The organism is Dyadobacter sp., assembly GCF_017744695.1.
Taxonomy (GTDB): Bacteria; Bacteroidota; Bacteroidia; order Cytophagales; family Spirosomataceae; genus Dyadobacter.
In genome coordinates this window covers 1-605 of sequence record NZ_JAGIAS010000016.1, presented here as the reverse complement: position 1 = coordinate 605, position 605 = coordinate 1, and the positions used below count along the sequence as shown (strand labels likewise).

General features: G+C 51.7%; 1 protein-coding gene. It reads right to left on the bottom strand.

The window, feature by feature from the left end:
* A partial coding sequence (locus J7619_RS32155; protein ID WP_291209026.1) for a hypothetical protein occupies nt 1–605 on the bottom strand: 605 nt, incomplete at both ends.

The following is a 605-nucleotide window of genomic DNA, read 5'->3' as shown; positions in this document are numbered from 1 at the left end:
CCGGTATATGCGTACCAGTTGACCCAGAAGCCCAGGCTGCTGACGATTTTGGGTGGATCGCCGGGTTTTTGTTTCAACGCGGGCATTATCGTAGTGACGGGAACAGACACGTTGATGGGCTCGGTCGCCGACCAGGAGCCAAAGTTGTCCGTTATATTCGGTGAGTTGAATCTTTCCGCCCTTACCCGCGTATAATAGGTTTTGCCTGGGTCCAGCAACGTGTTAATGGTGCCGGTCTCGTAAAAATTTCCGGTAAAAGGAGTGTTGCTAGAATACGCAATTTTTGTAAATGCCTCATCTTCGGCTACCTCGTAGGTGTATTGGTTAGCGTTGGTTACCTTCTTCCACTCAATTTCAGGGTCGTTCCAGGGATTAACCGTCCAATGGTCGCTTTGCACGACGTGCCAGAATTCGGCTTGCTTATGGTCGAGGGTAAAGGCATGGGCAGGACCATATTGCTGGACTAGCACGCAGAGCGGATTATACCCTTTGCAAAAGTTCACGCCCGCTTTCGTGATACGCGCTCGTGCGTATACGCGCTCCCCGGAATGATAATAACCGGTTGCAAACCCCGAATACGCGCTCCCTCCTCCCGGCTTTAACAC